At 46.4% G+C, this 24,264-nt stretch carries 15 protein-coding genes; 11 read left to right on the forward strand and 4 right to left on the reverse strand.

The annotated features are described in order from the left end of the window. Nucleotides 1-11: 11 nt before the first annotated feature. Nucleotides 12-1,409, reverse strand: coding sequence for a hypothetical protein (locus AC1S5B_RS06335; RefSeq protein ID WP_482034833.1), 1,398 nt, complete (start codon nucleotides 1,407-1,409; stop codon nucleotides 12-14). 510 nt (nucleotides 1,410-1,919) lie between these two features. On the opposite strand from AC1S5B_RS06335, the gene AC1S5B_RS06340 reads away from it, so the two are divergent. The 3 genes from AC1S5B_RS06340 (at nucleotide 1,920) to AC1S5B_RS06350 (ending at nucleotide 3,140) form a co-directional block, all read left to right on the forward strand. Continuing rightward, entirely contained in the window at nucleotides 1,920-2,216 is a 297-nt protein-coding gene (locus tag AC1S5B_RS06340; protein ID WP_482034834.1) for a hypothetical protein, read from the forward strand. A 207-nt stretch (nucleotides 2,217-2,423) separates the two neighbouring features. Further along, nucleotides 2,424-2,627, forward strand: coding sequence for a hypothetical protein (locus AC1S5B_RS06345; RefSeq protein ID WP_482034835.1), 204 nt, complete (start codon nucleotides 2,424-2,426; stop codon nucleotides 2,625-2,627). Between the two features lie 93 nt (nucleotides 2,628-2,720). After that, nucleotides 2,721-3,140 (forward strand): hypothetical protein, encoded by a 420-nt coding sequence (locus AC1S5B_RS06350; RefSeq protein ID WP_482034836.1) that lies wholly within the window; start codon nucleotides 2,721-2,723, stop codon nucleotides 3,138-3,140. A 28-nt stretch (nucleotides 3,141-3,168) separates the two neighbouring features. Here AC1S5B_RS06350 and AC1S5B_RS06355 read toward each other — a convergent pair whose 3' ends face one another. From AC1S5B_RS06355 to AC1S5B_RS06365, 3 genes are read right to left on the reverse strand one after another with little or no spacing between them, the layout of a single operon-like run. After that, the gene (locus AC1S5B_RS06355) at nucleotides 3,169-4,344 is read right to left on the reverse strand and encodes an McrC family protein (RefSeq protein ID WP_482034837.1); all 1,176 of its coding nucleotides are present in this window, start codon (nucleotides 4,342-4,344) and stop codon (nucleotides 3,169-3,171) included. 3 nt (nucleotides 4,345-4,347) lie between these two features. Continuing rightward, nucleotides 4,348-5,829 carry an McrB family protein gene (locus AC1S5B_RS06360; protein ID WP_482034838.1) on the reverse strand — a complete coding sequence of 494 codons (1,482 nt, stop codon included), beginning with the start codon at nucleotides 5,827-5,829 and terminating at the stop codon, nucleotides 4,348-4,350. A gap of 42 nt (nucleotides 5,830-5,871) precedes the next feature. Then, nucleotides 5,872-7,929 (reverse strand): DNA phosphorothioation-associated putative methyltransferase, encoded by a 2,058-nt coding sequence (locus AC1S5B_RS06365; protein WP_482034839.1) that lies wholly within the window; start codon nucleotides 7,927-7,929, stop codon nucleotides 5,872-5,874. Nucleotides 7,930-8,155: 226 nt separating this feature from the next. Between AC1S5B_RS06365 and AC1S5B_RS06370 the strand changes: the two genes are divergently transcribed. From AC1S5B_RS06370 to AC1S5B_RS06405, 8 genes are all read left to right on the forward strand, one after another. After that, nucleotides 8,156-9,079: a DUF4007 family protein gene (locus AC1S5B_RS06370; protein WP_482034840.1), complete on the forward strand. Its 924-nt coding sequence runs from the start codon at nucleotides 8,156-8,158 to the stop codon at nucleotides 9,077-9,079. 5 nt (nucleotides 9,080-9,084) lie between these two features. Next, nucleotides 9,085-12,684, forward strand: a complete 3,600-nt coding sequence (locus AC1S5B_RS06375) for a hypothetical protein (protein WP_482034841.1) — start codon at nucleotides 9,085-9,087, stop codon at nucleotides 12,682-12,684. Further along, nucleotides 12,681-13,487 (forward strand): phosphoadenosine phosphosulfate reductase family protein, encoded by an 807-nt coding sequence (locus AC1S5B_RS06380; protein ID WP_482034842.1) that lies wholly within the window; start codon nucleotides 12,681-12,683, stop codon nucleotides 13,485-13,487. Before AC1S5B_RS06375 ends, AC1S5B_RS06380 begins: the two co-directional genes overlap by 4 nt. Before the next feature lie 34 nt (nucleotides 13,488-13,521). After that, nucleotides 13,522-14,658: a DUF262 domain-containing protein gene (locus tag AC1S5B_RS06385; protein WP_482034843.1), complete on the forward strand. Its 1,137-nt coding sequence runs from the start codon at nucleotides 13,522-13,524 to the stop codon at nucleotides 14,656-14,658. Beyond that, nucleotides 14,655-15,407: a HEPN domain-containing protein gene (locus AC1S5B_RS06390; RefSeq protein ID WP_482034844.1), complete on the forward strand. Its 753-nt coding sequence runs from the start codon at nucleotides 14,655-14,657 to the stop codon at nucleotides 15,405-15,407. Before AC1S5B_RS06385 ends, AC1S5B_RS06390 begins: the two co-directional genes overlap by 4 nt. Nucleotides 15,408-15,485: 78 nt before the next feature. Next, on the forward strand, nucleotides 15,486-17,339 hold the full coding sequence (locus AC1S5B_RS06395) for a hypothetical protein (RefSeq protein ID WP_482034845.1): 1,854 nt from the start codon (nucleotides 15,486-15,488) through the stop codon (nucleotides 17,337-17,339). Continuing rightward, nucleotides 17,339-18,910 carry a methylation-associated defense system protein MAD7 family protein gene (locus AC1S5B_RS06400; protein ID WP_482034846.1) on the forward strand — a complete coding sequence of 524 codons (1,572 nt, stop codon included), beginning with the start codon at nucleotides 17,339-17,341 and terminating at the stop codon, nucleotides 18,908-18,910. The genes AC1S5B_RS06395 and AC1S5B_RS06400 overlap by 1 nt, the downstream gene beginning before the upstream one ends. After that, complete coding sequence (locus AC1S5B_RS06405; protein WP_482034847.1) at nucleotides 18,910-24,237, forward strand: FtsK/SpoIIIE domain-containing protein; 5,328 nt, start codon at nucleotides 18,910-18,912, stop codon at nucleotides 24,235-24,237. The genes AC1S5B_RS06400 and AC1S5B_RS06405 overlap by 1 nt, the downstream gene beginning before the upstream one ends. The last annotated feature ends 27 nt before the right edge of the window (nucleotides 24,238-24,264 follow it).

The following is a 24,264-nucleotide window of genomic DNA, read 5'->3' on the forward strand; positions in this document are numbered from 1 at the left end:
CAATCAGGATGCTAAGTTTTGACGCTGGCATTGAAGTTGCCGATCGCTGCGATCCGCCTTTCAAATACTTTCAAAACGGCTTGCACAATGGTGTTTACTACGGTGCGATCGCATCGGCTCAAAAACTCTTCTCCCGACAGGTTTTGCTTAAAATAATCTTTCGCTTGCATCAGTAATCGCTGGGATTCAGAAAAACCTAAAGACTTAATGATGTAAGTGGCAACAGGAGAATTCTTTACATCATAGCTAGACGATTTGCTGCGTCCTTTCTCTAACAGTTCCAAAACCTCTTGCTCTAACGGAGTTGTGGGCGAAACGGGACAAGAAACCGTGGGTAAAAAATTCTCCAATTGCGCAGTAGACAAGCCACGACCCGGCAATTCACCCATCATGGTTGCCAGAGGAATATCTTGCCCAAGCCGTTGAGAAAGCGCTTCGATGACGGCAATAGACAGCAATTTGCTACCCAAATAGAGCCGCGCAATTTCCAAGTTTTTTTGAGTGCGGCTGATAGCCGTGGTGTAGGTCGGCAAACTAGGCTCATCCAAGTAACGCTGAAAGACAACCTCTGGTTTAAGAAAATACATAAAGCCTTCCATTTTTTGGAGCGATAGGCGATAGCCAGAAACGGTGTAAGAATTGGCGCTGATTAGATCATGATTCGTCTCTGGCATTAGGTTCCAGGTATTGTCAAGGAACTCGGCTGAAGAGGGATAGGCAAAGTTTTCAACATCTCGGTTTGCCAGTCGCACGGCTCGCCGCACAATAGTCTGCAAATCTGCTTCACTCCAGCCAAAGCCAAACTGTTCATTGGTGACTATCAGGCGATCGCCTAAGCGTTCTCCAGCAGTCTGTCCATTCTCAGATTTAGCCCGAAACGGAATCGTGGCTTCAATACACGCTACAACTTCAGCAATCACGCTCATGGGTAAAGCATGTTCTAAGCATTTCGCCCCAATCAAAGCGCTGAGAAATTCGTTTTGTCCGGCGGCTGGCTGAAGAGTTTGCTCGGGAACAAAGCTAAAGATTTGGGCAACCATATCAAACACGTGATCGGGCACAAGCTGGGCATGGCTCAAAATTACCAACTCTCCATCAATTTCTTTGACGAAGGGCGAAATCCGGCGACTAATGTTAACGCTGACTCCTTGGTCTACCTGAACGTAGACAAGATCATGAAACAAAGCCGCTAAAATTTCGATCGCATCGCCCGATCCGCCCACCTCAAAAATGTGTTCTGAAGTGTGAAAATAGCGCCAAGGTCCTGACATTGTTTGAATGATCAGTTCAGCCGTAATGGCAAGCTGTTCTGGATCTGTGCTGCCACCTAGTTGAGCGATCGCCCAGTCTAAACTTTTTAGGCACCGCTCATAGTCTCGTCCAAATATCTGATCCTGTCCGTGCCGCATGGCGTTTTCCCCACTCTAGTTGAGTGCGATGCACTGAGTTTTTTGAATGGTATCAGGAATGCTGGGGCATTGTGACATACCTCGATACCATTCCCGATAACCATAACTGAAATTGCTTGAACAGGTTCAGAGTGCCCAAATCGATCGCAACTTAAGCAACCCAGTTAATAAAACGACAAAGCTGCAAGTGCGTCTTCCCAATTTGTCCCTAAACAGACCTAATTAATACCCAAAAGCAGAACAAATATTTTGAAACGCAGAAAATGAAAAAGCCCTAAATCGCATGAACTCAGGGTCTTTGCTTGATTTTATCAAATGCCAGGAACCGGACTTGAACCGGTGACACGAGGATTTTCAGTCCTCTCTCACAGTCTGTTGTACAAGGGTTTGAGGCTTGCTACTCAAAAATTCCCCCAAAATTCCCCCAATGGCAAAAGTTTAGGTATTTTTAGGTCATGTTGGTTAAGTTTGAGGTCGTAAGATCTCTGAATATACTCTGAAGGAACTTTGATGTGGAATACTATTCTTGGACTCCGAACCCTGGAAGGAGCAGAGGCGGAATTTTATTTAGAAGCGATGCAATTAGCGGTTGATTACCTTGAGCAGTATGCCGAGGCTGGCGAGGAGGTAGACATCTTTACCTACGAGCGAATCTTTGACAGTGCCAGCTTTGAACAGAAAGTGGTGCTGTTGCATTGTTGTCTGACTGCCCTACTTGATCCAACTGTAGAAGCACCCACGCTCACCAATACACTTGAAGCCGCTGTCTACTTCTCCTTTGCCTATATTTTGCCTATATACGGATGAGGATTGCGGAAGAGATTGAATGTGAGGAGTTTGAAGTCGATGATGAAGCCGATAGTTTCACGTATTCTTACCGGCAGATGGTTTGGCAACCTTTTTCAGCCTACCTTCTGCCAGGATGGCAGAAGGTAGGCTGAGGATGAAGAAGAAAATTGTGAACCCATTGTTTATGACGTTTGCTCGAAAGATTTGGAAATGTGGAAACAGATTATGGATGGTCTCGCTAACCGTATCTTTTGGGATCGGGATTGGCAAACCACGGTTATCAATCCTCAGATTCTGGACGGTATCGACCCCAATTTAGGTGTATCGGTAGGTTTGACTGATGACTACATTACAAATCACTTACCAAAAGTTGCTCCTCAGCAAGCCAGCCAACTACTCATCGCAATTAAACGTTGGAGCCAAGCGTGACAAACACATCGTTTGATGTGAAATACTTTGCAGTGAGGTGTTCTGGGTTTCTGTTCAGAGATAGGGTGACCGCTTCAGGAGGTTTGCGCTTAAATGCACGAAAACTTGTTGGGAAAGTACCTGACTTTGCAGGAATTTTGCGCGTGTACACAGACGTACCGCAAGTACGTCGATCGCATTGACCCGTACCCGAAAAACTTGGAGGAAACGATTCCAGCACTAGAAGCGCTATGTCAGCATATCCTCGATCCGGTGATTGATCATTTCGGCAGAGAGCGGTTTCAGTTGACCTACGGGTTTTGCTCAAAGGATTTGAAGCGGTTTTTGAGCCAGAAAGACCCGGTGACGGGGATTAAAAACGGGCGGATTGATCCGAGTCGGGATCAGCACATGGCTCATGAGAAGAATCGGAATGGGAACTATTACTGCGATCGCTTAGGTGCTGCCTGCGATTTTCGGATTTTGGGATTAGAGAGAGATCGCCTTACAGACATGTTCAAAGAGAGCGATTGAAGTGAATCCTTGCTACCTCCGAGAATCGCTAACTGTTGAAGAGAGCAGTGATAAACTCTTGTCCATTCCTCCACAAATCGCCGTGTAGTGCAAACGCGATAGCCTGAACTCGAATGTCTCCCATTCTATAAACTGCATTTCTGCCAAAATCTTGTGGGTATATCAAAAATGCCTTGCTCACTTCTTTGGTCACAGCATAGGTAGTGATTTGATATAAGTCAGAATCATCAATTCTTCGTTTATATTTAGTATCCAAAACACAATATACTGAATCATTTCTTGTGTTGTATATTACTAAATCAATCTTGAGAAAGCGATTTTCTTCAGTTTCAATCAACATTCTTTCTTGCTTCTTTAGAGCGTAGCCTGCTGGTAAGTTCTGAGTTAGCCACTCAGCAACAAATGCTTCAAAAAGCTGAGCCATGTTCACCAGAAAGGCAAGCATAGTGTAATCTCCTAGATGATGACTAGCTCCAGTGCTTTCTATAAAGAATCTGCATAGTGCATGTAATGGACGGTAATCTTCATTCAGGCGGTTATAACTTCTGTTGTTGCAGTCATATGAGCTATATGGGGATATTGTGGCTATACCTCGTAGAGCCTGGTACGATTGGCGAATTAGCGGTAAGCTGTGAGAACACAAACCGCTATTAACAATTAGAAACAGTGACCAAGCTAAAATTCGGTTTTCTGGAACATCACCAGTAAGCTCTTGATAGCAACATTTCAAGTTTACTTCCCAGGGATTGTAGACTGCGTGTTTAATATCTATGTGTCCTCGAACACGAGGAAGACGTTCGGTTGATGAAACATACGTTTGATAAAAACCTTTTTGTGCTTTTCTTAGTACTTTCGATGCTAAAAGCTGAGCTAAACGCTCGTAAAAGCCTTCAATAGTAGCGCAATTAACTAAATTGTCTTGAAAGCTAATATTTAAGCCATAGGCGTACTCTAACATCTGAAATAAATTGCTAATCTCGACCTTCGGCACCAATCTCAATGTGATTTGCGAAGTTATAGGAATAAAGCCAACCCAGCCTCTAGAAATCAATTTCCAGTGATGATCTGTTCCAGCAGAAGGAAACTCCACGGAAATCTTGTTTCCATACCGACTTCTAATAAATTTCCCAATATGAAGAGGTAACAATTCCTGGTGCAGTTGAAGCGGAATATATTCATCTAACTCAATTATTTGTTTTTTCATGTCTCACAACCCTATTTGAGACATAATAGCGCCCCATCCAAATTGCTCTAACCTATGGCGTTGTGTGAAGAAATACTCCTCTAAATATGGCTCAATCTCTGTTTTCCATATGACCTCAATGTTTTCAGATAGGTCATCGCATAGGAAGAAGGATGAGCCTATTTCGTAATTCGGATCATCAATTTCTCGATTGAGAGATCCTAAAGTTTCGATAAGCTTTTCTATTGAAAAAGGCAATTCTTTTCCTGCATAGAATCTTCTCAACACATCATAATCCGGTTGTAAAGCAATAAATGCAAATCTGCGGCGCAGCGCATAGTCTATCAGAGCAATAGATCGGTCAGCCGTGTTCATTGTGCCAACAACGATCACATTTTGAGGAATTTCAAAAAGCTTACCGCTTGCTAAAGGAATTTTTTTATCACGGTATTCTAACAAGTACATTAATTCACCGAAAACTTGAGCAAGATTTGCACGGTTCATCTCATCTAAAATGAGGACGCATATCCCCTGATATTTTTTTGCCTTTTCGCAGAAGTCCAGAAATCTACCGTTCTTGTATGGATAAGTCAAAGTGCCAGATTTTGTGGAGACTGGACGAATCCCTTGAATAAAATCTTCATAGCTGTAGGCTGGATGAAACTGCACTATGTCGTAGAAGCCGATTTCACCAATGATGTGACGAACTAAATGCTCTGCAATGAAAGTCTTACCTGTACCAGGCGGACCGTACAATATAGCTTGCTTCTTACGTTTGATTACTTTGATCCACTGACCTAGTTTCTCCTCTGTCAGATACGTCGCGTTCGCACAGTCTTCTAGTGAATATGCGGGTTGATGCAATATCTGACCAGAATTAACTTCTTGTTCAGCAAATGAGACTGAGACTGTATCTCCTAGAGAATTTATAGCGCCTTGCTCGGAAACATTCGGAGTCAGGTAAGCATCTTCTAGTGAATCAGAAACTTCTATTTCAGCAGAAGTGTCAGTGCCTTGAATATTCTCAATTTGATCAAATAGCGAACCTTGAGTGTCAGACGGAGATAATCTCTCATTTATTTCTTCGCGAATTGTGTCCCGAACCGATTGGGATTGAAAGGAAGACCAGACTTCATCATTGATTTTTATATAAGGTACACCTCGCCTAACCGATGCTGGGTTAGCAGGGTTAATTGTCTCAATGTCAACACTTTCTGAAGGTTGAGGTATCCAAACCTGTAAAGGTTCTTGATCACTTCGGAGTCTGATATATGGGTTGGAGAACTGCCGCTCAAGAACTTGGTTGCTCGCTCGCTCTGGAATCAAAGTTTTGAAGAAATTAAAAAGTTCAGTGTACTCGAATTTATTGGGATGATCAGGTTGATTGTTCAAGAGTTCAAGTACAGATAAAATCAGTAAAGACTTGTATTCTTCTTTCCACTCTGGATTGAGCCTTGTCCGAATTCTCTTAATCCATTGAATAACTTGAAAGTCTGGACTTGGCATAATCCCCCCGCTTTAGATCGAAATAAATTAATTGCTTCATTCCTAACTTTTGTGTTCTGCTTGTTTTGCCCGAATCATCGAGCGCACTAGCTTCACGCGATACGGATCAGCATTTTTTTGCCATACCACCCGATGCCCCTTCAACTCAGCACAGCGGTCTTCCAAGCACTTTAGCCAACCTCGACGATCGCCGATCTGCTTCCAATCTTCCAAAAGCCCCCAATACTCCTCCTGCCGACTCAGCTTGGCAAACTTTTCGTAGCCAGGGTAGTCAGGCGCAACCAGCAAATCCTTTTGATGCAGTAGGGGTGGGTTCTCGCTCAAGTCATAGTCGCGGTAGTGAACGTGCAAATCCCGCAGGTCAATCTGCATACTAGTGTGCAAAGCTGGATGCGGGTTGGCATCAAAGTCTGGATAGACCAAATACGTAATTTTAGGCTTGCGGCAGTGGAACTTGATCACATTCGCCTCTTCAGGACGACCGATCGTCCGCGAGGCACAGCCTTCATAAAGGCGTAGCAGCGGGTCAAGGGTTTCGATCGCCGACACATGCACCCACAGCGAACCCGGCAGCTTCTTCCCAATCGGGCTGTTCTGACAGCGTTCTGCCACCACTGCCAAATTGCCCAAACTCATCAACATCAAATCGGCTGCTGTGCAAGCCTGCTGATAGCCGCCAAACAGACTCTTGATGTCAGTCTGAATTACAGGAGCGAGATCGCGCAGCTTCGGGCGATGACCAAAGTGACTCAGCGCTAGGTAAACCAACAAATCCCCACGACGGCGATCGCTGATGGCATCCCACTCTTGCGGGTTCGTCGCCTGCAAGACAATCTGAAACGCTCGCCGCAGATTACCAAACTCTGCGCTGAGTGTCTCCGTTTCAGGCAGTTCCTCTAACGTCGGCAACCGTCCCCGCTCCGTGTAAAACATCATTAGCGGAGCCAGCCGTTCCTTATAATCCTCAAAGCGCTTATTGCTGAGTTGCACCTTGGGAACGGAGACGCGCGATCGAAACCGAGCGGCACGGAAATTCTCTGCCTGCGCCTCATTCCGGAACACAAAATAAATGCCCAACGCCACCGGGACCGCATCGACTCCCAACACCTGATCGATGTAAAGCTTCAGTTCTTCCTGGTCGTAATATTTCTGGAACGTATTGCGGCTCGTGATCACCCCGTCGCCATAGGCGATCTGGCTATTTCCCTGAGCAATCAACACCTGTGCCGCCACAATTAAAACTTGCTGGGTTAACTCCCATGCTTTGATCAGCGCCTCTCGCCGCTCTGTCTGGGACTCAATGACGTTGATGACATAGCCCAGATTTACAATATCTGCTGCTGTCAAATCTGTATCAGGACGATAGTAGGGGTCCCAACCAGAACTGGTGTAACCCAACTTGGCAACCCGTTCCAAATCACCGCCCTGCCCACAGCCGTAATCGAAGAAGATCGTTTGTTTGCTAAACAATCCTGCCTCTAGTGCCAACCGCATCGGTTTAGAAAAATCATTACGGTTGATCGCAGCTTTGTGGCGATCGATCTTAACTTGAGCAGATTGAGAATTAAGAAGAGAACGGTGAACCAGTGTATGTTCCTGAAACGACACTTTGAACTGAGCCAGCCGTTCTTCCCAAGCTGAACGAGTGCCGATAGATCGCGGATTACTGAGCAATCCCAACGCTTCTTCTTGGCGAGTTAGGGCAGCAAACTGCTGATAGAGCGGATAATCAGTTGTAACGAAGGTCTCTTTGCGATGAAGGATAAACGGGTTGCCAGTGTCGCTGTAGTTTCGATAGTTGACTTCGCGGCTCCGAAGATCAACCTGAATACTGGTTTGTAGGGCGGGATGAGGCTCAGCATCGAAGTCGGGGTAAATCAGATAAGAAACGCTCGGCTTCTCAGTATTGAACTTAACTAGTGTGACGACTTCTGGCGGGGCGGCGATTTGGCGAGCTTCCTTCTCGTAGTCCTGCAAAATCGGATCTAAGGCTGGCAAGGCTGAGACGTGAACATAGAGAGCATCCGGCAGAAGTTTGCCCACCTTGCTACGCTGGCAGGTAGAAGCGATCGCGTCGAAATCGTCAAGGCTACAAAACATCAAAAAAAGACTTTATTCGCCTGAGTTGCAACTTGAACTCATTATCCTACTGCATTGCCAAAGGCTGAACATTGTGACCGCTTTTGATGCTTAATAGCACCACTAATTCAGGTCAATTAAATTTTAACCCCTATATATGGGGTAGCATAATGGTCGCTCCCCACGGTTAGGGGTTTTCAGCACGCCCTAAATCGTAGAGAATAGGTACATTAGTTCTAATAAAATTATGACCGTCGAGCAAGTAAGCCGCAGTGCAGATACCAATGACACTTCTAAAGTCATTGTCTTCGCTCGTCATGAAACTTTTCACCCCCGGTTTGGTTGGCTGAAGAAGGGATTCGATCGCGCTTCTATCGATTCAGAAATTTTTTTGCGAGAGGATGCCCCAGTCCGGCTAGGTGTGGGGAAAAACATGGTGAGATCGATTCGCTACTGGTGCTCTGCTTTCAAACTGCTGAGAGATGACCAGCCGACAGAATTTGGTGAACAGCTTTTGGGGCAGGACGGTTGGGACTCTTATCTAGAAGATCCTGCCTCCCTTTGGCTGCTGCACTGGAAACTTTTGGAAGCACCTAACTTAGCGTCCGCCTGGGATGTTGCCTTCAACTATTTCCGCCAGGTCGAGTTTACAACTGAAAATTTGTTCTACCAGCTTTGTGAGTACCGCGATCGGGTCGCCCCCCGTATTTCTGAGTCTTCACTCAGAAAGGACGTGAGTTGCATTTTGCGGATGTATGTCGTGCAACCCAGTGGTAAGGCTCAAGTCAGCGAAGATTCCTTGGATTGCCCATTTACAGAACTGGGGTTAATTCACACCGCAGGGGATTCTCGGCACTATATGTTTCGGGTTGGGCAGAAACCAAGCTTGCCGCCAGAAATCGTGGTCTACGCTTGCCTACAGCAACACGCTCGAAGAGGTAGCCCCGCCAAAACGATTCCGATTGCCAATTTGCTGTATGACCTTGGTAGCCCAGGACTCGTATTTAAGCTAACCGAGAGTGCCATCTGCGACGCGATCGAAGTCGTAGCCCGACGACGGGATCAGATTCAGCTCTCGGATGCAGCCGGAAAGCTTCAATTTTCCTTTGAAGGGGAGCCACTGAGCCTAGCAGCGGCTATCTTAGACGGGTACTATCGGTCGGGAAGGTGAGCAAGATGACCAATAAGGGCTTCGACGTGAGCGCTCAGCCGAACCTTCTATCAACCTATTTTGAGCTACACCGCCGCTACTACCGATCCGTCAATTTAGAGAGAGATTTAGATAAGCCTGATGCGGTTCAGGGCTATGTTCCGACTGAGCGATCCGCTGAAGCTTTGCGGCGCATTTTGTCTGCCATTGGAGATCCGAATGCCCACCGCGCCTGGACATTAACTGGTGTCTATGGAACAGGGAAGTCAGCATTTGCCCACTATTTAGCGGCTTTGTGTGCACCGGAAGGGCATCCGGTTGCCGAAGAAGCTTGGGCGATCGCTGAATATGCTTTTCCGGCTGAAAGCCCCGAAATGGCAGCCATCACAAATGTTCCTGAGCCTGGATTATTGAGAGCCGTAGCAACGGCTCAACGGGAGCCTTTAAGCTGGACGATCGTTCGTGCCTTATCGCGTGGGTTTGAGCTTTTTTGGAAGAAGAAGCGGAAGCCAAATTTCTGGATGGATCTTAATGAGTGGCGTTTCCAGGCAGAGGAAGGCAACTGCCAAGTCACGGACCAACAAGTGCTGAAATTGCTCCGAGAGGTCGTCCAAACAGTTGAAACGGATGTGCTGCTTATTATCGATGAGTTGGGCAAGAATCTGGAGTATGCGGCTCATCATCAGGGCATTCAAGATCTTTACCTGCTTCAGCAGATTGCTGAGCTAGAGCTTAAGGGAGACTATCAGGTTCACCTGTTGGGCATTCTCCATCAGTCGTTTGCAGGATACAGCGATCGCCTCTCGACAGTAGAACAAAGCGAATGGACAAAGATTCACGGACGATTTACAGACATCGTTCTTACTGAATCGCCGAGTCAGATGACTCGCTTGATTGGGCAAGCGATCGATCACTCTAAAGCTGATCCAGTCCGACCCAGTATTCACCTTCAAGCAGAAAGCTGGTCCGATGCATTGAAGGATGTACTCTCGGAGTACGAAATTTCAGCGAAGGTGTTAGCAGATGCTTACCCCCTGCACCCCCTGACGGCTTTGGTGCTGCCGATGCTCTGTGTGCGTTACGCCCAGAACGATCGCTCTCTGTTTACCTTTCTCACTAGCGACGAGCCTTACGCTTTCAGTCAGTTTCTTAAATCCACTGCAATTCAAAGTGATCAAATCCCGACATTGAAGCTGTACCAGCTTTATGACTACTTTGTTGAGGCAGTAACCGGGCTTGCGTCGCGGCTCAACTTACAACGCTGGGTTGAAGTGCAAGGCTTAATCCAGGATGCCAAAGACCAAAGCCAGGATGTTCTTAAGGTGTTGAAAACCATCGGAGTCCTCAATCTAGTCACCTCAAATGGAAAGTTTCGCGCAACCCCTGAATTAGTGGCGTTGGCATTGTGTGACTCCCCCACCGATGAGAAAGGACGTAGGCATTGGCAGAAGACGATCCAATATCTGAAGCAGAAAAAATTAATTACTCACCGCAGTCGAACCCAAGATGAATTGCGGATCTGGCAAGGCTCAGATTTCGATGTTGAAGCCGCAATTCAAGCGCAAATCGAGCAAGCCTACAATCCTTTAGCCGATTTGTTGACCACAACCTATCCCTTAAAACCGCTGGTCGCTCAACGCCATTACACCACAACGGGCAACCTTCGCTATTTTGAGCAACGGTACGTTGATAGCCGGGTTGACCTACAGGCTTTGACTTGTACTACGGCCGGGAGTGACGGCTTAATTGCTTACTGGTTAGATAACGCATCTTTTAAATCAGTTCCACCACGCACGGCAGATGGCAAGCCTCTGATTGTAATTAAGGTTGCCAATCTTGAACTACTACGAATGCGTAGTGAAGATTTTTTGGCATTGAAGAAGATTTGGAAAGATGCCCCCGAATTGCAAACGGATAGTGTGGCAAAGCGTGAGGTTAGACAACGCCTTGTAGAAGCAGAGCAACTACTGAATGAAACAGTCGCTCTAGCATTCAACTGGTCAGCACAGAAAAACATCTGCTGGATTGATGGGCAGCTTGCTGCCATTGAGTCTGGCCGGGGCTTCCAATCTGCGCTTTCAGACTTGTGCGATCTCATCTATGACAAAGGTGCAGTGCTAGATAATGAATTGATCAACCGCCGTGAACTAACATCCCAAGGAGCAAAAGCACGACGTGAACTGATCGAGGCAATGCTCAAAGATGCTGACAAGCAACGCTTAGGATTAGAAGGTTATGGTCCTGAAGTAGCCATGTATGGGTCAGTGCTGGAAGCTACAGGTATTCATCGTCAAGAGGCTGATGAATGGGGTTTCCATCCACCATTACCCTATATTCCTGGGACTTCCTTGAAAGGACGATTGCGGAGTGATCAGAGTAGCGAAACCTCTCTAGAGTCAGCAACCGTTGACGTGTCCTTCGTTTGGGATGCAATCGAACGGTTTTGCACAGAAGCAAAAGATAGCCAGAGATCACTCAATTTACTTTACCAACGGCTAGAGCAGCCTCCCTATGGTATTAAGTCTGGAGTAATTCCCGTCTTGCTAGCAGCTTTTCTGCTGGTTCATGTCGATGATGTTGGTATCTATAGGGATGGAGCCTTTGTTCCCATCTTAGGACCGGAACATTTTGAGCTATTGGTAAAAGACCCTTCGCGCTTCTCAGTGAAATATTTCGAGATGGTGGGGCTGCGATCGCAGGTTTTCAAGGAACTTGAAACTGCGCTGAAGTCTCCAAACGCGAAGGCTCCTACAGGAGTACGTAACGCATCATTGCTAGCGGTCGCTAAGCCATTGTTCGGTTTTGTCCGACAACTACCAGAATTTACACGATCGACAAAACGGTTGAGTCTAGAAGCCCTGAAAGTTTTACAGGCATTACAAAAGGCTCAGGAGCCAGATGAACTATTGTTTATTTCGCTTCCAGAGGCTTGCGGTTTTAGTCCGATGACAGCAGGTGGAGAAGAAAATGAACAGGCAGCAAAAGCGTTTCGGAAAAAGTTGGTGCAATGCATCCATGAGATTCAGACCGCTTATGACAATTTGCTGAGCGACTGTCAAAAGCATCTATATGAAGTGTTTGGTGTTCGTAGTAAAGAATCTAACTTAAGGGAGGATTTGCGGGTTCGTGCCAGTTACCTAGTAGGGCAGTGCATCGATCCTGTCCTACGGCATTTCGTCGCTAAAGCTGTGGAAGAGGATTCGTCTGACAGAGATTGGCTAGAGGCACTAGTCAGGATTGTGGCAGATAAACATCCAAAGGGTTGGGTTGATGAGGACTTTAGTCGATTTGAAATTGCTTTGAGTGATTTGGTTCGTCGGTTTCAAAATCTGGAAGCCCTGCGGACTGAAATTAGGCGGCAAGGTAAAGGATTTGATGCTCTCAGAATTACAGTGACCGAACCAAATGGTCAGGAAGTTCATGAAGTTGTTTGGATTGATGAAGAATATGCGGAGTTATTCGATCGCCTCACCGAAGAGGTGTTGAATACGCCAGCATTAAAAGACAATCCTCGGCTTCAGAAGGGCTTTTTAGCAAAGCTGAATGAAAAACTCTTAAGTCGCAAAGATGTTGATTCTCAAGGTGAATTGGGGAAACCTAAACGGAAGCGGGGTCAGTCAGCATGAGCAAAAAGAAGGTTCGGCACATATTAGGTCTCTCAGGTGGCAAGGACAGTACAGCCCTTGCTATCTTTATGCGTCAAAAATATCCCCATCTAGAGATTGAGTACTTCTTCTGCGATACCCATAAGGAACTCAAGGAAACTTACGAGTATCTAGGGCGAATTGAAGATTGGCTTGGCATTAAAATTCACTATCTCGAAGCCGAGCGAGGCTTTGACCACTGGCTGGATGTATACGGTGGAGTATTACCGTCTCCCAAAATGCGATGGTGTACCAAGCAGATGAAAATCATTCCCCTAGAGAAATGGGTAGGGGAAGACGAGGTGATTACCTACGTTGGCATTCGTGCCGATGAGAACCGTGATGGTTATATCTCGACCAAACCCACTATTACAGCTAAATTTCCCTTCAAAGAACACGGACTCGTTAAAGCTGACATCATCCGGTTACTTGAAGAAAGCGGAATTGGAATGCCTGATTATTACCGCTGGCGATCGCGATCGGGCTGCTATTTTTGCTTCTTTCAGCGCAAATATGAATGGGTCATGCTGGCACAAGAGCATCCTGACTTATTTCAGAAAGCGCTCGACTATGAACAGAATCACCGGGACGGCAGAACCTACACCTGGACGCAGGGCGAAACGTTGTTGGAGCTACTCGACCGCAAGGAAAAGATTATTGCGGATCACGAGAAATCTGTGGCACAGCAGGTAAAAGAAAAGCCTAATCAATCTTTAGCGAATGTGTTAGAAACAGTGCTAGATGAGGAAGATACTGAACTACCTTGTTTAATCTGCCACTTGTAGTCCATTAGATATCTGATAATAAATGAAGAAGCTTATGGACAGCAGTGCAGAACTTGAACAGGAAGCAAAATTCGATTTCTCTGATGAAGCTCTTAATGAAGATGCTGTTGTCTCCGACGAGATTCCTAAAGAGGAGCGTAATCTTCGTACTCAAGCTTACGACAAAAGCATAAGTGATGTTGTAGCGATGATGCGAGCAGAGGATATTGTTCTTAATCCTGATTATCAGCGTAATTACATTTGGGATAACAAGAAAGCTTCTCTATTGATTGAATCAATACTTCTAAATGTGCCAATTCCTATTATTTATGTATCTGAAGAAGAGGATAGTACATGGAGTGCCATTGATGGTTTGCAAAGATTGAACTCATTGCTTCGCTTCTTTAATGGGGAGTTTAAGCTGACTGGGCTAGAGGTATTACAAGAACTAAATGGCTGCGTTTACTCTAAGTTGAATCCAAAGGCATCTCGAATATTAAGAAATGGAATTCTCCGAATTATTTTAATATTCAAAGAATCCCATCCAGAGATTAAATATGAGATTTTCATGCGCCTTAATCGTGGTGCTATTCAACTAAATGAGCAGGAATTACGCAACTGCTTGTATAGAGGTGAGGTTAATAATCTGTTGAAGGAACTACGAGAGAACCCAAAATTTCTTCAGATGGTTGGCTTAAGCGAGCCGCATAAACGAATGATTGACGCGGAGATAATTCTCCGATATTTTACTATTTCAGAGAGCTATGACGCTCATGCTGGCGAACTTAAGAACTATACGGGTCAGGTCAAGAGATCGCTGAATAAGTATTTAGAATCGAAGAGGCATATATTGCCAAGTGAAGTCAATCACCTTAGGCAAAAATTTAGTGCGACGGTTGAAAAGGTCTATGAGGTTTTTGGGGCTGAAGCTTTTCAAAAAATCAATATAGATAACAGTATTGATCCTCGGTTAAACCGAGCCATCATGGATTTCGTAATGGTCAGTTTTGAGCACATTGATAGGCACATTCTAGTTCAACACAAAGACGAGATTAAAAATCTTCTTCGCGAACTTCCTGTGCGAGATGCCGCGTTCAACGATGCAATTTCAGTAGGAACTTCGGACAGGAAGAAACTAGAGTATCGGCTTAACAAGTGGAACGAGGAACTTACTCGCTTAATACGTCAATGACCCTAGAGGAGATTAAGCTTACTAATGCAGCAGAGTTCATTGGTACTCTGGAAGAAGTAGTGGTTCTTCTTGATGCTGCAGATTCCCATGAAGAAAATGAAATTGAATATGCAGCTTTTAATAAATCTGCTCTTTTACTACTGACTGGTAAATTTGAGAATTTTGCTGAATCGATTGCTGAAGACTACATTGCTTGCATTAACAATTTGCAGCCCTGCTGTACTTTAATTCCCCACAATCTTAGATTGCAACACACTTTTAAGATGCTAGCTAACCTTGAAACTTATAAGCAAAAAAATAAACAAGTGGAAGCCATAGATGCATTCCTTGAACTAGGAAGTCTTTGGATGTCAGATAGAAATTTTACCAATTTGAATGTTGATTGTAAGTTCTCATATGGGAAGCATGGTGAAAGCGAATTAAAAAAGCTTTTTTCAAGGATTGGGATTGATAATCTTTTTGAAGAAGTGCAAGTGTTCAAGTGCCAGGAAACTTTCTTTGGGAATGATAACAGTAAAGTCAGAGTTGATTTCAAAGGCACTTTTAACTCCATAACAGGCATGAGAAACAACATCCTCCATCAAAACGCTTCACCAAGCTTAACTACACCAATGGTTCGCAACTTTAAAGAAGAGTTTCAACTGTTTGCTCAAGAGCTAGAAACCCATCTAAACAACGAGCTATTACGTATCTCAAAAATTTGTTTGCCAGAAGAAAAGATTACTCACAATATTCCTGTTGAGGAGTAATCACGGCAGCAGAAAGCAAAATCTGCCTTTTGCTCTATTTAACCTGAACTAGGTTTGAGAAATAATCTGATAACCTTTATGACATCACCAGTAGCTACTCAGATTTTTTGCGGAACCTCAAAGTGGATCGACTTTCTTCGCCAGTACGGACCGATTCCTCGCAATGACAATATGTATGACGAGGTGATTCAGCGGACACTGCGGCGGAAGAAGCTCCAACCGATCTCTTTTGAAACCGAGTTTTTGAGCGAACTGCTTGACAACTTTCGGTCACCTTTGCCCAAGTCTATTATCTTGACTGGAACCGCAGGCGATGGCAAAACCTACTACTGTCGGCAAATTTGGGAAGCATTTGGCGGTTCTGTAGATGACTGGCAGCAAGATAATAAGATTCATCAGTTGACATTGGAAGGTCGCCAACTAATCGTCATTAAAGATCTGAGTGAACTAACTTTAGAAGAGAAGCGATCTCTCTTACCTCAAATTGCAGATGCCATTACAGGAGAAGACACTTCCACAGTCTATCTGATTGCTGCCAACGACGGTCAATTGGTCGAGGCATTGGCGGAAGCGGCTCAAACGAAGGTTGAACTTGAACCAGTGCGGCAAGCCATTGAAGATCTTCTTGTTGGGGATTTGCGCGAATTGGATGGCTTCCAGGTAAAACTCTACAACCTTAGCCGCCAGAGTGCTGCTGTCCTATTTCCCCGCATTCTGGATGCGATCTTAAATCATCCCGGCTGGGGAGACTGCAACCAGTGTGCTTATCAGAATCAGGGTTGCCCAATTTGGCAAAACAAACAGCGGCTAGAAGGGACAGAAGCTAACCGAACCACGCGAGAACGGCTAACTGATCTTCTCGAACTTTGTGAGTTAAACCAGATGCACCTCCCGGTTCGCCAGTTGCTTTTGTTGGTTACCAACACTCTTCTGGGTCATCCAGAGGCAAAAGATCGGCTATTGAACTGTCGGCAAATTCCAACCATTATTTCTGCTGGAACCACTTCGCTTGCTAGCCTCTATCGTAATATTTTTGGTGAAAACTTACCTGAGCGTCGCCGTGAATCGACTGAGGTTTTCAAAGTATTGCGAGGCTTCGGCATTGGTGCAGAAACGAGCAATCAGATTGATAACATCCTAATTTTTGGAGCAGATGATCCAGAGCTTCAGCCACTTTACACAGATTTAGTGCTAGCTGACTCTTTCTATGGAGCCGACCTTAAGTATCAAGCCCAGCAGCGCTCTTATTTGGAGGGCGATGCAGCCAAAGGACGGGAAGAATTCTTAGGCGTTCTGCAAGCTCAACGGCAGCGATTGTTTTTTACCATTCCCAACGATCGCACAGCAGACATGAAGCTTTGGGATCTTACTGTCTTTCACTACGCTGGAGAATACCTGAACGACCTTCATAGAGTTCTACAAGAGGGCAGGAAGATTCCTAAGCTAATTGCCTCACGTTTGGTAAGAGGACTGAATCGTATATTCACAGGTTTGTTGGTTAGCAATCAGGATGAACTGATCTTGGCAACTTCAGGAAGCCACTCTCAGGCAAGAATTAGCCGTGTTTATGAAGAGGCTATATCGGTTGCCCGAAAGCGTGGTGAGAGCGTTTCCCTGGAGATCAATGAGAGCAGCAAGAAACCGAGCTTAGTCGTTCATCTTGCTTCAGAAGTTGAACCAATCCGTTTTAACTTGACGCTGACCCGGTATGAATACTTGAGCAGAGTCGCCGAAGGTGTCCTTCCAAGTAGCTTTTCACAAGAGTGCTACGAGGATGTTCTTGCGCTTAAAACCCAAGTATTCAAGCAGCTTGCGATTCGCCAATCGTTAGAGGGCGAAAACGAGGATGCAGAAGCAGTCATGAATATTCGGCTTCTAGAAGTTAATAGTGCTGGCATTGCGAGTGAACGTACTCTTGAGGTCTACTTCTGATGATTGAAATTCTCCCACGCCCTCCACAGGTCGAACAATCTCAACTCAACATGTGGGTTGACGAATCCATTTGGGGACATCGCCTATATGATGAGCAAACTCCGTGGCTTTGTATTTTGGAGATGCTCTGCATCACCCAGTCAGAAGCAGGCAACGGTCGAGCGTTTGTAGAAAGTCAGATGAACGCTCTTAAGTATGAAATCTATCCGCGCCTCTACCTTCGTAACATTCTGTTTAATAACCCTCACATTGAAGCGGTTGCGACAGAGTATCTGGATGATAACGAGCGGTGGCAGATGTGGATGGATGCGATCGCCAGTAATGTGGGTGGTTTAACCTCACCAGACTTCAGCTATCTCAAATCTAGATTTGAATGCTTCAAAGATTTCGCGGAGATTGTCAAATTCTTACAATCTAGCGCTATTGAAGGCGACAGTAACAAGCGTTGGAGTTCAAAGTTTGTTTTTCCCTACGGTCCCGATTGCCTTTACGAAGACTTACGGGTGACTGGTGATAAAGTCACCAACGATCGTCGCTTCTTCGGAAGAACGGGTGAACTTCTCTATCTCATGCTTTGCCGCAGTGGTAGAGGTGAAGCCATCCTTTCTTGCCTGGAAAGTACAGGGATTGTTAGCCGCACCCAGTCCAGCAATCATCGAGGCTCAAAGTGGAATCAGTTAGTTCTTGCTCTTCAGCCTCCAAGCGAACGGGATGTACCTAGAACAAGCGGTAGCCCGCCGTATCTCCCTTATGAACACCTGCCTGACTACGAAAGTTTAGCCGATGACTGGCTTAGTATTTTAGACTGTGACTTGCCTGACTACGATGCCCTGCCTCATGTCGTCACCATCACCGGACTGCATCTGCTTATTTATCTACTGAATCGCGCGAAGGCAGCCTTGGGAGAAGCTACATCGCCAAGTTTTGTGTTGGAAATCGTCGCGCCCAAGAAGACTACAGTGCGTGAGTTGGCTTGTGACAAGTATCAGCAGAACAATAATCTCCCTCAGCGGGCGATCGAGCATTACATTCGCAGTACCGTTGATTTACCAGCATGGCAAGCTTGTCTCAACTCTTACAATCCCGTGGAGGATGCTATTGATTTGCTGCAAGAACGTTTCGCCTGGTCTGCCAAAGATGGAGAATCGGACGGCTCAGGTTCCCCAGAAGCACTCCTAGATTCTCTGCACAAAGAGGCGGTAAAGAGACACCAGCAGCACCTTGGTAAGTTTCACGGAAGCTGGTCACGCGAAATTGGCTTATCTTCTAGTCGAGGCAGTCGTCGCACTCGCTATGCACCTACTGATTCACTGCTTAAAACGCTAGTGCTTGCCTCTGTGTCAACACGGATGGAGTTTCAAGAGTTTTTGGCAAAACTGCACCAAAAATATGGCTTTATCATTGGCGATCGTCAGGCTGAAGACTTGATCAATTCCGGTGATGCTGATCGCGAAGACTTTGTAGCGAATGCGGAGCGGCTTGAACGTCGCCTTGCCAGTATTGGACTGCTCAAACGCCTCTCTGATGCTTGTGCTTACGTCCAAAATCCCTTTGCGGCAGAGGTGAAATAATGAAGACCATCGAACTGATTGGTCAGGTTGCGGCTGACTTCCTGAAGCGCTCAATTCAAACTGATGAAGCCAGTGAGGGTGTCGCCCGCTTTCTGCTCAATCGCCTTACAGCTCAACAGGTTGCAGCCATCTGCCAGACTATTCTCCAAGACTCCGAACTTTCCCCTCTAATCAAAATTCAAGTGCCCCGCGCTTTGGTGGGCAGCTATAACCTGCCCGACGAAATTCTTACGGATGAACGTACCGTTCACTTACGACACTCAGCTTGCGATCGCCCTGCACTTCTGCTTGCTAACATCAGCGATGACCAAGCTCAGTCTCTTAATGACATTACCTCGGTTGGTGCTCAGGAACTGAAGGGGCAGATTGAGTGCTGGATTAACCTGGCTGCAAAAGACCTGGCAATTCCGACTGAGCAGATTGACTACTGGCGCAAAGCCCTGAATGGTTTGCAGAAAGTTGGGACACCCAGCTTAGAAAACTTTGCTGAATACATTGTCCAAACGCGATCACGTATTCGTGAAGAAAGCCTTCCGGTCGTCGATGCTCTCGGATGGGCACTGCCTGCTTTGAGGCTTCCCCGTGACTCTGGCTACTTTCGCGCCATCCCTGAAACCCAATGGGGGCAGACTCAACGCTGGGAAAAGCTCTTTCAGCAAGCCTTTACTAAGCGTGCTTGCCTCCTGCTAAAGCAAACACCTAGCCGTAAACCAATCGATGAGCAGGATTTACAGACTGCTTTCGATAAGGTGAAAGAAGGTATCCCTGCTGTCGCCCATCCCACCATTCATTCTTTTATTGCTAGTGCCGCAGGCTGGACTCCTCAAACTGAAGTGCTTGCTCAGTTTGAATGGGAGTCCGATAACATCAATACCCTGTTTTCTGGTTTGCAGGCACAAAAAACAGATATTGCTTCCCTTACCCTGGATTTTTTTAATGATGAGTACCCAGATACTCTAACCGAATCGGAGTCTCAGTACATTAATGCCTTGAAAAAACGCAAAAAGAGCGAGGCGCTAGACGAAGACCGAGAATTTTACGATACCCACCGCCACGAACTTGAAGTTGATCGTAAACTCAAAGCCAAGTGGGATAAATTCGTCTATGGGCAGCCCGTTGAATGCACAGATTTTCTGATTGGCTTGCTGCAAGCCTTCGAGCGGCTTTTCGATCAGGCGGAGACTGTCGCTAGTGTTAAGTCGCTCAAAATTTCGACGCAGAAGGGTCCCGCCAAAAGCAAATGGCTAGAGATAAATGCTGATGTCGGTCGATATTTCTGTACTCGCTACCGAGGCATTGAACAACTGACAGCTCCTCACATTGAATGGGAAACGCATTGGCTGTTTAAGTACGAAACGTTACTGGAAGAGGCTCAGAAAAAGCAGAAAGCAAAATATCGCGAGAATACTTCTACAGCAAAAGCTGCGACCGAAATCAGATTCTACGTGGAGATGCGGGATAACGCTCAGGCTTTGATCGCAAAGACTCAACTGGTTTGGCGCTGTAATGCGAATGCCATTGGTATGGAGTTGGGTAGCGACTTTGCACGTCTGCTTAAAGATTCCCCCTTCCAACTTTCTCAAGTGTCGCGGGAGTTAGTCAGTAAAAAAGGGCGATTACAGGGCATTGCCCTATCTGATGTTGGCACTTTGATGGCAGCATACCGCCAAGATCGGGGTTCCCTTGTGAGTAAGTACGATCGCAAAAGCGACCTCGATAAAACTTTCCCCACAGAACTCAAACAAGCTGTTACAGAGGGTCGCCTCTCAAAAGAAGCGGCTGAAGCGATCACGACTGCTTGGAAAACTTTCACAGAGCGCTACAAAGCCGCAATCACTAGCTTTACCAGTGTGGCAGAACAGGGCATCGCTGATCCGGAACTTTTGTATCAGTGCGAAGCCTACGAGACCTTACTCAAGACCGTCTTAACTCACGTCAAAGGCGACCTTAATCGCATCAAGTTCTATCAGCCCCTCTTGCGCCTGGGATGTATCCGAGTTGAGCGTGGCAATCCGGCTGCGATCATTGCTCCTTGGCATCCACTCCGGTTAGCATCTCTGGCAGTCAAAGCCCGTCAATTGGCAGGCTTGCTGCGGTACATCATTGCCACTCCAGAAGTAAATTTCGGGGATTCTCGCTTATTCTTTGCAGATTTACGCAACGAACTCGACCATCCTTACTATCCCGAAGTTTGCGTTGGCTATCAGGGACAGCAACCCGAACTTTTATCCGTATCGGATACTGTCAACGACTACAGTCTGATGGAACGTCCAGTGCGGGATGAAAGCGATCGCACAACTAACGAAAACCCTGCCGAAGCGGCTGATCGTCTGCTGGGGATCATTCGCCGCTATGTGGAATTGTTGCCACACGAAAAGACCAATCTGAGCGTGGTGCTCTATCAAACCGACTCGATCACACTTCCCCAGGCGATCGTTACCAAGTTGAGCGAAGAACTGCAAGATGATCGGGAAGAAGTGCGCTGTCAGGTTATTTTGCGCCACAGAAATGGGCAAAAACTCGCCCAACTGTATGAGCAGATGTTGGAAAGTTCCGATGCTGATCCAGATGCCTTTATTGCCAGTGAAGTCTCTCAAGACTTTATGGCGAGACTGCGGCTTTCAGTGATGTCCAACGATATCCCTGCCACAAACCCCAGAGAAGGAAAATTTGCCGATATTGTCTTTTTGCAAGATGCCATCTCGCGGCAAGCAAAAGTGGTCTGGCAACCATCTCCTTTCGGCAACGCCACGCCTGACATTTTGACCCATTCACCTGCGCGTTGGGCACGTAAACGCCCGTCTGCGAAAGATGAACTTAAATCTACGGTTTACCTCACCTGCCCAATGCAGCCTACAGTCGGACAAGCCCACCTTGACATGGTTTACAGCCTTGCTACAGGCGAAGATTGCGCTTCCGACCAACACTTCCTACCTGCTCGTCAAATCTCCTTTCAAGACGAAACCACGAGAACGACGTTTGATGAGAGCCATCGACTAGGAGAGTGGGTGGTTAATTACGATGATTTGCTGGAGCGGCGGCAACTTGTTAACCAGGGTGTGAAAGTCATTCGCTACCAGCAGAACCGTACTGACGAACGTAATTTCTTAGTGTCTTCTGATGCGTCGTTGAATGTGCTTAAAGTCCTGGTGAGAAAGCGCTTAGAAGCTCTTAATCTGGGACTGGAGGATCAGAACGAGCGCATCAACAAACTTGTAGAACGCTTAATCAACGACGCTAATGCGGTTTCTGGGGATATCGTCCTGCGAGCCGCTAAATGCGGCAGATTTGCCAGCGAACTGATGGGCGTTGTCCTCAGCAAGGCGCTGATTACGTCAGAAATGGGGGCAAAAAAACCTATTGGCTGGTACTTTCTTGATGACTATGCTTCGTGGCTAGGACAGAAGGAAGGTCAGATTGCCGACATCATGGCAATTTCACCGCAATATGTTAACGATGAACCTATCCTCAAGGTCATCGTTTCAGAGGCGAAGTACGTTGATCTCGCTGGATTAGCTGATGCGCGCAAGACCTCTCAAAATCAACTCCGGCAAACAGTTGACCGTATTGCCGATGCCCTCTTTATTAGTCCGGGTCGTCTTGACCGTGACCTCTGGCTTTCTCGTCTTAGCGATCTTTTACTCGATGGCATTGAATTCAGTGCTGACAACAAGCTGAATATCGAGCAATGGCGGGAGCAAATTCGCTCAGGCAAACTTCGCATTGATTTGTCTGGCTATTCCCATGTCTTTGTGACGGGCAGTAATGACAGCGAGATGGAAGGGGAGCGATCGCCCATTCCTAAAGTTGAGCGCTGCTTCCAAGAAGTTTTTGATCGAGAATCGGTACGTAACCTTGTCAAGGCTTATGAATCGGGACAATCGCTGCTTCCAATGCGTGAGCAAATCGGCGATGACAAGCCTTGGCTTGAAACTCAAGCCTTGCAGCCTGCGGATCGAGTCACATGGGTGCTAGAGATCGGGAAAGTAGAGGCAAAAACTGTCCTTCCAGCAACCCCGATGCCAGAAGATCAGCTAGAACGCCCCGATCGCCCATTACAACTAACCATTCCTGATCAGCTAGCTGAGCCAATTGCACCTGAAAGTGTTGTGTCTTCGGTTGCACCAACCGTCGAGGATCTTGATACTTGGGCAAGTCCAGCGCTTGTCTCATGGTGGCAGCAAGGGCAAGCGCAGAACAGTCAGGGTGATGCAGCGGCAGAAAAATGGTTAGAAGAAGCGGCTGGAAAACTGCGGACAGCATTACTGGGATACAACCTTCAAGCTAAGGTTGAGGGTATGCGCTTAACTCCGAACGCGGCAATTGTCCGATTCAAAGGCTCTGATAAACTGAAGCTAGACGATATTGAGAAAAAACGATCGCAACTCCTGACTACTCATTCCTTAAACGTAATCAGCCTTTATGGGCAGCCTGGTGAAATCGTTGTCTCAGTTGCCCGCCCTCAGCGCCAAACGATTTCCCTACGTGAAGTATGGGCAAAACGTAAAATCAATCGATCGCCTTCTGGCGTTAACCTTAGTTTCGTTGTCGGGGTCAAAGAAATCGATGGTGAACTGCTTTATCTCAATCTAGGCAGCAGTTTCGAGAATTTAGAACAGCATGCTCCTCACACGCTGATTGCTGGAGCGACAGGTAGCGGTAAGTCCGTTCTACTGCAAAACCTCCTTCTCGATATTTGTGCTACTAACTCTCCCAAGCTGGCAAGCATCTATTTAATCGATCCCAAAATGGGCGTTGATTACGCCAACATCAGTGACCTACCCCATCTCAAAGAAGGCATCATTATTGATCAAGATCGCGCGATCGAGGTTTTGGAGTTTCTCGTTGAGGAGATGGACAACCGATACCGGAAGTTTCTGCCTCAGAAAGCCAAGTCTTTGCAGGACTACAACTGTAAGGTGCCTGAGCAGGACAGGCTTCCAGTACTATGGCTAGTGCACGATGAGTTTGCTGAATGGATGCTAATCGATGAATACAAAGCGGCTGTCTCCTCTGCCGTGCAGCGCTTAGGTGTGAAGGCAAGAGCAGCGGGTATTTACCTTATCTTTGCAGCACAGCGTCCTGATGCCAACGTCCTTCCAGTACAGCTTAGGGATAATTTAGGCAATCGCCTGATCCTCAGAGTCGAAAGCGTTGGCACCTCAGAAATCTCTCTTGGTCAGAAAGGGGCTGAGAACTTATTGGGAAAGGGACATCTAGCAGCAAGGCTAACTAATGAGTCAGGCATCATATACACGCAAGTTCCATTTTTGCAGGATGAGGATTTTCCTTTACTAGTAGAGTCAATTAAAGCTAATTTCAAATAAAAACTACTAAATCAATTCTGATTACTA

It is taken from the genome of Leptolyngbya sp. CALU 1928 (assembly GCF_056784215.1).

Excerpts from the sequence above, each read along its gene's own strand:
- AC1S5B_RS06335 (WP_482034833.1), bottom strand. The coding sequence starts at position 1,409 with ATGCGGCACGGACAGGATCAGATATTTGGACGAGACTATGAGCGGTGC.
- AC1S5B_RS06340 (WP_482034834.1), top strand. The coding sequence starts at position 1,920 with ATGTGGAATACTATTCTTGGACTCCGAACCCTGGAAGGAGCAGAGGCG.
- AC1S5B_RS06345 (WP_482034835.1), top strand. The coding sequence starts at position 2,424 with ATGGATGGTCTCGCTAACCGTATCTTTTGGGATCGGGATTGGCAAACC.
- AC1S5B_RS06350 (WP_482034836.1), top strand. The coding sequence starts at position 2,721 with ATGCACGAAAACTTGTTGGGAAAGTACCTGACTTTGCAGGAATTTTGC.
- AC1S5B_RS06355 (WP_482034837.1), bottom strand. The coding sequence starts at position 4,344 with ATGAAAAAACAAATAATTGAGTTAGATGAATATATTCCGCTTCAACTG.
- AC1S5B_RS06360 (WP_482034838.1), bottom strand. The coding sequence starts at position 5,829 with ATGCCAAGTCCAGACTTTCAAGTTATTCAATGGATTAAGAGAATTCGG.
- AC1S5B_RS06365 (WP_482034839.1), bottom strand. The coding sequence starts at position 7,929 with ATGTTTTGTAGCCTTGACGATTTCGACGCGATCGCTTCTACCTGCCAG.
- AC1S5B_RS06370 (WP_482034840.1), top strand. The coding sequence starts at position 8,156 with ATGACCGTCGAGCAAGTAAGCCGCAGTGCAGATACCAATGACACTTCT.
- AC1S5B_RS06375 (WP_482034841.1), top strand. The coding sequence starts at position 9,085 with ATGACCAATAAGGGCTTCGACGTGAGCGCTCAGCCGAACCTTCTATCA.
- AC1S5B_RS06380 (WP_482034842.1), top strand. The coding sequence starts at position 12,681 with ATGAGCAAAAAGAAGGTTCGGCACATATTAGGTCTCTCAGGTGGCAAG.
- AC1S5B_RS06385 (WP_482034843.1), top strand. The coding sequence starts at position 13,522 with ATGGACAGCAGTGCAGAACTTGAACAGGAAGCAAAATTCGATTTCTCT.
- AC1S5B_RS06390 (WP_482034844.1), top strand. The coding sequence starts at position 14,655 with ATGACCCTAGAGGAGATTAAGCTTACTAATGCAGCAGAGTTCATTGGT.
- AC1S5B_RS06395 (WP_482034845.1), top strand. The coding sequence starts at position 15,486 with ATGACATCACCAGTAGCTACTCAGATTTTTTGCGGAACCTCAAAGTGG.
- AC1S5B_RS06400 (WP_482034846.1), top strand. The coding sequence starts at position 17,339 with ATGATTGAAATTCTCCCACGCCCTCCACAGGTCGAACAATCTCAACTC.
- AC1S5B_RS06405 (WP_482034847.1), top strand. The coding sequence starts at position 18,910 with ATGAAGACCATCGAACTGATTGGTCAGGTTGCGGCTGACTTCCTGAAG.